Here is a 9603-nt window from a genome sequence, read left to right on the forward strand (position 1 = left end):
TTAGCCTAGAGGAGGTTACGGGAGGCTCACTCTGAATTTTCCGCATGCCTTTTCAAAGAAATTTAAAAACCATGAAGAAAACTAAATTTATACCAGGTCTAGCAGCCTGTTTTGCTGCAACTTCACTGTCCTCTCCGGCTGCAGTGCTCATTGCTGGCATCGACACGTGGGCGAGCACGACTGCTCCAACTCCCACGGCAGCAGCGGGGATCACTGCTACAGCAACAGCCTCGGCCACCGGTGGAGATTGGAGCAATAGCGATGGCACCGGTCGTGGCTCCTCTGACGACGGCACTTGGGGAACCACCGGTCTTGGAACGCCATCTAGCACCGTGAGTGATGTCGGAAGCGCCAACTTCACCTTGACCAACGCTAAGACAGACGGGCAAATCACCATCACGATCGTGAATGGTAGCGGATTGGACATCGATTTGGACTCCTTTCACTTCGACGCTCTCGCCTTCCGCCCCAAAGCGGCCCGGACCTATGCCGTAAACGTGTTGGCTGGCAGCGACATCACCGTTGGAACTGTCGCCAGTTCCGAGGGCAATCCCCAGAATGATAACAGCACTAATGATATCACCCACCTTGGCGGTTCTTTGAGTGGTCACAATCAGCACGATGATCTCGACATTGACCTCACTGGACTGGCTGATTCGATTCTCGAGGCAGGAGGAACGGCTATCTTCCAACTGGCTTTCTCCAACGGAGTAGGCGACAGCTCGGGTGGCCATCATCTGTTTCTTGATAACGTGGCTGTCTCTGGAGATTTTATTCCAATTCCCGAGCCCTCTTCTATCGCACTTCTTGGATTGAGTGGACTCGCGCTGCTTCGTCGTCGTCGTTAGTGAGAAGCTGGCATCTATTCTCATTTTTACCGAGGGTCCCGCCGGGAGGCGCGGCCCTCGAATTTTTCTACCTTACCTATTTTGAACTTCGATTTTCCTCCTCATCGTTTCTGTTCTGTAAAATTTATTCTCTTTCAGCTTTTTGGTCTCGTTGGTTTTTTCTCCGTGGCTAGCTCACTGTTTGGAGCGACAGAGATCGTGGCCCCAGAGGGAGGGCAGGCTTCTCTTTTTTTCCAAGGTGAAGGCACTCGTTTGTTGAAGAAAGACATCGAGGGCGAGAGCAGTTGGAAGCCCATTGCGGAGATGCCGTTTTCCAAGGTCTATCGGATGGATATTCCGAAGACCGCCAAGCTGACGAATCAGGTTCAGCTGATTGTTCCTCTTGAGAGAGCGGTGCAGCGGGGTGATGTCCTGCTGCTTTCGTTTTGGATTCGGCGACCAAGTTCTGGAGGTGAGCCCGGTCCCGCTACGGTTTTTCTTCAAGGCAGGCAGGATCAGCCGCGCTTCCAGTTCGACTTTTCGGGCTATCGCGAGTGGCAGCAACATGTGCGGGCTTTTAAGGCGCCTGCCTCCTATGTGGTAGGGAAGAGTAGTCTGAGCATCCACTTGGCCAAGGCCGGACCGGCTATCGAGGTGGCAGGGGTGCAGCTTCTCAACTACGGCCCCGATTATGATCTCGCGAGGCTTCCGGAATCAGCTGTTACCTACCGCGGACGAGAGGTTGATGCTCCGTGGCGAAAGGAGGCTCTCGCGCGGATTGAACGAATTCGAAAAGGAGAACTTGCGATCAAGGTGGTGGACGCAAATGGTCAGCCCGTTCCTGATGCGAAGGTTCAGGTCAGCATGCAGCGGCACGCCTTTGGGTTCGGGAACGCGGTCAATGCCCAGATTGTCGGGGCTGAGGAGAAGGACTTTCCTTTCATGAATAAGAAGGCGGGAAAGGAGTATCCCGTCACATGGGAGGACGCCCAGCAATACCGGAAGGTGCTAAAGAAGTACTTCAACTCGGTCACTTTCGAGAGTGAGCTTCGGCCCCATGTTTGGAAATTACAACAAGGAGAGAATGCACGTTGGCAGCAGCGTTATCGGGTGCTAACCGAGGGGGCGGTGCCTTGGCTACAGGAGCAGGGATTCGAGATTCGGGGACATTACCTTGCTTGGGGGGCGATGGATTACAACGCTTTGGAGAAGGAATTCGTGGGAAACCCGGAGGGGCATCGCGAGTGGCTTTGGAATCATATGAGTGATATTTTGCCCAAGACGAACAGCTACGTCACCGAGTGGGACACCATCAATCATATCGTTGCGTGGGGGAAGCATACTTACGAAAAGGAGTATGGCGGGACTGAGATCTTTGGCGAGATCATGGCCGAAGCCCGTCGCTTGGCGCCACAAGCTACCCATGCGATTAACGAAGGAAAAGTGCTGCCCGACGGCTACAAGCGGGAGCCTTACCTACGAGTCATCCGGGCCATGAACGAACAGGGTCAGGCCCCGGATCGGGTCGGCTTCATGGCCCACTTTGGACTGACTTCGCTAACGCCGCCTGAGGATTTGTTAGAAGTCTACGATGACTTCGCGGCCGTGGCTCCCAAGCTCCAGTTGAGCGAACTGGATGTGGAAGCGGGTGACGATGAGCAGTTGCAGGCAGACTACTTCCGGGATGTTCTCATTGCGAGTTTCAGCCATCCGAACTTCGTTGCAATCGTGCAATGGGGCTTTTGGGAGAATGCGCATTGGAAGCCTCAGGCAGCCCTTTGGAATGCGGACTGGAGCCTCAAGCCTGCCGGGGAAGTCTTCATTGATTTGGTAAAGAAGCAGTGGTGGACGGACGAAGCGGTGAAAACCGGAGAGGACGGACGTTGCCAATTGAGTGGCTTCTTGGGGGACTATGAAGTGACGGTTGAGCATGATGGTCAGTCGATTACTCAACAGGCAAAGCTAGTCAAAGAGGGAGCCTCGCTGGAAATTGAGTTGAACTAGGGCCGCTGGCTAAAATGGCTTTGGTCGACCGCGAAAGGTGCGACCCTTACAAGACAAAGTTGGAGCAATGGTTGGGTTTAACAAACTTGGCCTGTTTCGTAGTAAGCGCCTCCTGCAATGAAATCTGAGATGGAGAAGAATTCTCCCGAAAGACGGTCTGGGAGGCTGACGTTGGAAGCTGTGATGAGGAATTTGCGAAACAGTTTGGGTGGTCTGCTACTGACGGCGTTTGGTCTAACGATGGTTGGTGGTGAGGAGACGCCGGAGGGGTTCGTGAGTTTGTTCAATGGAAAAGATCTGTCGGGCTGGAGTGGGAACCCTGAGCATTGGTCAGTAGTGGAAGGCTGTATCGTTGGAGAAGTGGATGGGTCCTTGAAACGGAATCGGTTTTTGACATGGGAAGGAAGGGTCAAGAACTTCGAGTTGCGGGCCAAAGTGTGGGTGAGCAATGGGGGAAACAGTGGGTTGCAATACCGGTCGCGCATGCGGCCGGAACTCGGTGAGTGGGTGATGTCAGGTTATCAGGCTGATGTGCTGCCCAAGGTTGTGGGAATGAACGGGATGTTTTATGAAGAACAAGGGAGGCGTATTCTGGGCCGAACCGGAGAGCGGGTGGTTGTGGATCGTTTCGGCATGTCGTGGGTCGTGGGTCGGATGGAGGTGAAGGAATTTCCCGCTGAGGTGTGGCGGGACTACCGCGTTCTGGTGCGAGGAAATCATCATCAACATTGGATAGACGGCCATCTGACTGCGGATGCGATTGATGATGACGTTGCCGGTCGTGCATTGGAGGGCTTGTTGGGAGTGCAGGTGCACGTGGGGCCAGCTATGAAGGTGCAGTATCGGGACCTCTGGTTGAAGCGCCTGCCAGCCGAAATTCCGCTCGTGAAGCAGGAGATTCCAGGCGGCGCCACTTTGGTGAAGCCACAGCAGCGTCTTCCCAAGGACTGGGTCTCTCCCAAGCGGGGCGAGCTAGTGAAAGAGCTGGCTGAGGATGAGATCGAGTGGGATGAGGTGAAGCGGAAAGGCTTTCAGGGTTCCCGTGGACTTGAACTCCCAGCCTCAGAGTTTACGCACTTACGCGTCTGGTTCGGCGGTGGAGCAGAGGAGGTCTTCACCCTGAAAGTGGACGGAGAGACGGTCTTTTCCGAAAAAAGAGTCAGTCCTACCTGGCAACTGTTAGAGGTTCCTGTCCAGAGGGGGGCCACGGTTTCTTTTGAAGGCGGAGAAAATGCCTATTGGGCTGAGCCGACATTGTGGAAGTTGCCAGCCGGAACTGAGTAAGATCTCTGTTTGGTTCTAGTTGTCTTGTTAGGTTTCTTGGCTTTTTTGGGGGAGGAATGGTTGTGAGGGCTGCGGCCTCACGGGTGAGGTTCACCATCATTTTGGCTGAATAGCAGCTGCTGGTTTCTGGGGCGTGTCACGGAAAAAAGGGACAGAAAAGTCGCTACCATTCCTAGGAGTTGATCGTTCTGATTGCTAGAAGTGCACCTCGCTTCTGCTTTTTCATATGAAACCATTCTTAAATTGTGTTCTTGTCGCAACTCTCGGGCTTGCTCCGCTTTCTGGCTATGAAGTTTGGATAGGCACGCACCTGGCGACCAGTGAGATGGCGAATACGCCGGAGGATTGGGATTTGATGGCGGGGCAGATTGAGGGGTTCAATGTCAATCGGGCGCCTCACGATACCGACCCGGCCTCGAACAATGAGTATCGGTCGATTTTTGCGAGCTTTCCCAATGCGAGAAACACCATGACCGAGTTTGCGCGCTCCACAGCTTCGAGAAACCCAGTCAATGTCGATGAGTTGGCGTTCCCGTCTATCCGTGAACGCTTGGAGGATATCTTTAGTTTCGAGAACAGCTTCAACTACGATTTGTCTATCCTGATGTTTTATGATGAGCGGGGGAGCTATCAGGGGACGGAGTATCTTTACGAATGGACTGAGACCGAGGTGCAGTATCTGCGGGATTGGTTGGATGATAACGGGCATTCCGATGTGGAGTTGATGTGGAATGTGCGCAACAACGGCGCACGCGCCCAGCAGTTCGCAGCCAACCCGGTGGTGGATTTGGTCGAGATCGAGGCCAGTTCGACGGCTCTGTTGAACAATACGAATAATCAAATCACCTTCTTCAATTGGTTTTGGACCAATCCAGCGACTGCCAACAAGAGAATCGCGCTGCAGATTCCCCGCGCCCTGCCGGGGGATCCTCTCAATCAATACGAAGGGACGCGCCGGGTGGCGCAGATGTTAGGGGGCGAGATTGGTTATGGAGAGGATGGAATGCGCAGTGATCGGCTTATCTTTTTACCGGTGACTTATAATGACAATTATTCCTATATCCCGGAAACGGTTTCGAATGGTGCTGCCTATACCAACACTCTGACAAGTATTGCCCTGTCTTTGATTGAGCAGCGTCCTCTCTTTGAAGGACGACTGGCTGCTGTGCCAACAGTTGCAGATGCGGATAGCACGGTGCGTACCGCGCCGCCAACAGTAGAGGCGATTGCGGACCAAGTGACCACGGTGGGGGCGACGATTCCGAGTTTGGCCGTGACGGTGGCGGATACCGATACGGCGGTGATGGCGTTAACGGTAACGGCAATTTCTTCCAACGAGACCGTGATTCCGAACTCGGGTTTGGTGTTGGGTGGTTCGGGAGCGAATCGGACCTTATCGATTGTGCCGGCGGCAAATCAGAGTGGGAATGCCGAGATTACGGTTCGGGTGAGCGACGGGATGTGGTTCAGTGAGACCAGTTTTTCCGTGACAATCGGAGGAGTGCTCTTGAGTGATGGTGCGGACGCCAATGTGAAAGATGATGGCGGGGTGCTCTCGCGAACGGAGAATACCAACCAACTGGGTGCAGGGGGAAACAGCCCATTTGTCGATCGGTGTTGCATCTATGTTTTTCAGCTACCGGATTTGGGTCCCGACACGAGTCCCTTTGAGAGCGCATCCTTTTCGTTCAACTACGAGTCCAAGGATGGGATCCTCAAGAACAATGACCTTTATGGTTTGGGACGGCGTCCTTCGCCCATAGTGCTGGGGAGTGATTACTACGGGCAAACAACCACGAGTGATGGCACCGATGCCATCCGCCTGCAGACGGGGATATTGACCAACGGGACGCCGCTTGGCGCAGTGGCGACTTCGGGCGAGGGGGAAGCGGCTCTGTTAGATTATCTCAACACGCAATATGCCTCGGGGGCAGGGATTGGGGAGTATGTCTTTTTGCGTCTCAACACGAGCGAGCCCAAAGATGGCATCAATCGGGCTATTTTGACGATGTCGGAAGGGGGCTCCTTGGCCGGAGGTCAGGATATGCGTCCGCGCATCGTCTATACCGTGGCTTCGGGGGCGGGTATCGAGGGCTTGACGGATGTGAGCCAAAGCGGAAGTGAGCCCCTCGTCATACCCTTCACCGTGAATAATCTGGGAACAGCCTTTTCCCTTTCTGCGGCTTCCTCCAACCCGGATTTGGTGGGGCAGTCGGGCTTGGTTTTTGGTGGGACGGGAGTGAACCGGACCTTAACGATGACCCCATCGTCAGGGCTGGATGGGCAGACGAGGATTACAGTGCAAGCGGGCAATGGCTCGGAAATGGTTGAGGCGAGTTTCACTCTTACAATTTTTGGTTCTTTGTTTGGTTCGGAGAGTGATGCCGATGTGCTGAGTTCTTCCGTGACCAATGTGGGATGGGTGAGGTTGTCGGGAGGAACGACGAGTGACAATGAGCGCTGTATGGTCTTTCCGTTTCAGTTGCCTGAACTCGGGGCGGTGACGAATCCGTTCTACACGGCCTCGTTCACGATCAATCATGAGGTTACCCAAAACAGCCCAGTGGGAAATCTGGCTGTTTATGGATTGGGCAGTCGGGCTGCGAGCACGGTGCTTGCCAGTGATTTTTGGTCCGCGACCCCGGAAGTGGATACGACCGATGCGACTCTGTTGCAGATGGATATGATTCCAGCGGGGGGGAGCGCGGTTGGGTTGCGAAGCACGGATGTCAGCGGGGATTCCAATCTGAGCGCTTATCTGAATGAGCAGTATGCGGGTGGAGCGGGAGCGGGAAAGTATGTCTTCCTACGCTTGAGCACCGATGCCGCGCAAACAGGAAGCAGTTCACGATATCTGGTCACCAGTGTGGACGGCGCGATTGCGGAGGGGGATGAGAGTATTCGACCACAGATTAGCTATCTCACCACTGCCAACGTCTTCATCCCAGATATTACATTGATTGATTTGGGTGGTCCGGTAGAGGGGACAGACGCGAGTTCCTGGTCGGACTCGCTACCCGCTCATGCGGGAGCGAATTATGTGGTGCCGGGCTCGGGAAATCTACGGGGCGAAACCGGGAGTTCCATCTTTCCCGGCTACTCACTCACGGTTGAAGCGGGAGGGAGATTTCAGATTCGTGCAAAAGACCTTGATGGGGAAGTGACGACTGTTGAGCGCCTGATTCTAAATGGGGGAAACAGTTATTCGGCGGGAGGATTCGCCGAAGTGACGGCGGGGACTGGGAGCGACCTGGCCAACGTGCTGGATGGCATGCTGATGAACTCGGGCTACACGCGTTTGACGACCTTTGGGAACGCCGGAGGCAATGCTATTTCTCGTAGTTTGACGGTGCAGTCTCTGGTGTCGGGGACGGGCCGGATTCAGGTGCGGGAAAATACGGGGTCAGGTCTGACGACTGTGACGATGACTAATGCTGGCAATACCTTTGCGGGGGATTGGGAAGTGGAGAGTGGAAGCCATTTGCTCTTTGCAAGTGCGGGAGCAGTGGGGGCTGGAGCGATCGAGGTAAAGGTGGGGGGTAAAGTGGAAATTGTGGGCGATTGGGCATCGACTGAGAATCTGACGATCGCGGATGCGAGTGGAACCGAGGTGGTGGTGGGGTCGAACGATTGGACGGTTGTTGAGCTCTTCTTGGGAGAGGAATCCCTTCCGGCTGGGGTCTACACCGTGGAGGAATTGAATGTGTTGAGTGCAAATGCGGTCTTTAGCGGGAATGGGTCAATCACGGTTACAGACGGTCCTACTACGGCTTTGGGTCTATGGCGTTTGTTCTACTTCGGCAGCACGACGAATATGGGAGTGGGGGCTGATGAGTTCGATGCCAATGGAGATGGAGAGAGTAATTTGTTGGAGTTTGCTACGGGACAGAACCCTAACGGAAATACTTTGGCAGTCTTTGAGCTGACTGGTGACTTGCCGATTCTAGATTTCAGCTATCCACGTAGTGTCGAAGCGGTGGAAGACGGAATGGTCTTCGTGGTGGAATGGAGTGATACCCTTTTACCCGGTTCCTGGAGCACCGCTGGTGTGGCGGATGTTCTCAACTCGATGTATCCCGGAACAAGCGAAGTGGAGAACCGATTGGCTTCCGTGCCTGCTGGTAGTGACCGGCGCTTTGTGCGCTTGCGAGTAGAGCTCCCGTAGACTTTGTGGACATGGTCTCAATCCTTTGGTCCGCGCGACAACTTTTAAACTTTTGACATGAAACGAATTTTTTTCACTCTCATCTTGGCTGCAACCAATTGTCTGGCTCAGATCTATCAGGAAAGCGGCGGCTTGGTCGTGATGGAAGCGGAGAATACTTCTTCGCCTTTGGGTTTGTGGCAGGAAGAGAGCTCCCTCGCTAACTTCAGTGGGGATGGTTATCTGCGGTTTCTGGGAAATACTTTTGAGACGGGCCCCGCGACTTCTCCCTTGGAATACCACTTTAGGGTTCATCAAGGAGGGCTCTACTACCTGCATCTCCACTGTGCGAAAGAAACTCATGATGGCCGTACGGACGTGGCCAATGACGCGTACATCCGGGTTGAAGGAGATTACACTGCGGGACCAGGGCCTCACGATGGCCATGGTGACAATGCTTCCTTCGCGCTGCTATCGAACGATACCAAGTACTTCGGGGGTGCCACGGATTCATGGAAGTGGGAGAATGGGCAGAATTCTTCGGGTGGAGCAGGAAATCTCGACCCAGGCGGTCACCAGAACAAGCGGGTCGCTGTTTATGACTTCAAGGCTGGCGAGACATACAAGCTCGTCATGTCTGGTCGCTCAAAGTTTTTTAGGGTAAATCGCATTGTTCTGCGCCATGTCGATACTGCGCAGTCGCTGGCGCAAAATTTGAACACTCCCGAATCAGAGACAGGTGCGGGAGGAGAGAGCTTTGTTTACGACGCCACGGATGATTTTACCGACATCGCGGGTGGTGATGTCCCTTACTATCGCGACAATGGCAATGACGCTCTCGCCATCGCGGCCAATATCGTGGCCAATCGCACGGGGTTTGCGCGGGCCACGAGGACCTTTGGCGGCTTGGCGGGAACTTATGATGTGACCATTACCACTATGACGGAGGAGGATGGGGAGTCGGAGTATCACCTTCTTGTCAATGGGCAGCGGATCCGAAGCTATACCAATCCCTTTGTCTACGATCCGCCGGAATCGCCGCTCGACTTACAGCCGCAGACCCACACATGGACTGGGGTTTCCATACCCGCAGGGGCCACGATTGGGATTGAGTCCAACGCGGATACCAACGGAGAAATTCCGGAAGAAGGAGGGACGGCTTGGGCACGCGGGCGTTGGCGTCAACTGGAGTTCCGTCGAAGCAGTTCGCTCATTCAGCCACCAGCGGGTCGCATCGCAGGGCGATCAAGCTAGGGAAAGAATACGTTCACGGTAGCTTTGGTTCATCAGTGCTTGGAAACGTTTTTTTGGAAGACTCTTCACTGTTCCCGTATCCATATTGAG

5 protein-coding genes are annotated in these 9603 nt (G+C 54.3%); all 5 read left to right on the top strand.

What is annotated here, in order from left to right; translation table 11 throughout:
• Positions 1 to 71: 71 nt before the first annotated feature.
• Entirely contained in the window at positions 72 to 848 is a 777-nt protein-coding gene (locus tag IE099_RS10025) for a PEP-CTERM sorting domain-containing protein (protein ID WP_189569784.1), read from the top strand.
• A gap of 165 nt (positions 849 to 1013) precedes the next feature.
• The gene (locus IE099_RS10030) at positions 1014 to 2831 is read left to right on the top strand and encodes an endo-1,4-beta-xylanase (RefSeq protein ID WP_229809471.1); all 1818 of its coding nucleotides are present in this window, start codon (positions 1014 to 1016) and stop codon (positions 2829 to 2831) included.
• Between the two features lie 183 nt (positions 2832 to 3014).
• Positions 3015 to 4115, top strand: a complete 1101-nt coding sequence (locus IE099_RS10035; protein WP_229809472.1) for a 3-keto-disaccharide hydrolase — start codon at positions 3015 to 3017, stop codon at positions 4113 to 4115.
• A gap of 226 nt (positions 4116 to 4341) precedes the next feature.
• The gene (locus tag IE099_RS10040) at positions 4342 to 8280 is read left to right on the top strand and encodes an autotransporter outer membrane beta-barrel domain-containing protein (RefSeq protein WP_189569786.1); all 3939 of its coding nucleotides are present in this window, start codon (positions 4342 to 4344) and stop codon (positions 8278 to 8280) included.
• 57 nt (positions 8281 to 8337) lie between these two features.
• Entirely contained in the window at positions 8338 to 9513 is a 1176-nt protein-coding gene (locus IE099_RS10045) for a hypothetical protein (protein WP_189569787.1), read from the top strand.
• Positions 9514 to 9603: the final 90 nt, after the last annotated feature.

It is taken from the genome of Roseibacillus persicicus, assembly GCF_014651675.1.
Classification (GTDB): domain Bacteria; phylum Verrucomicrobiota; class Verrucomicrobiia; order Verrucomicrobiales; family Akkermansiaceae; genus Roseibacillus; species Roseibacillus persicicus.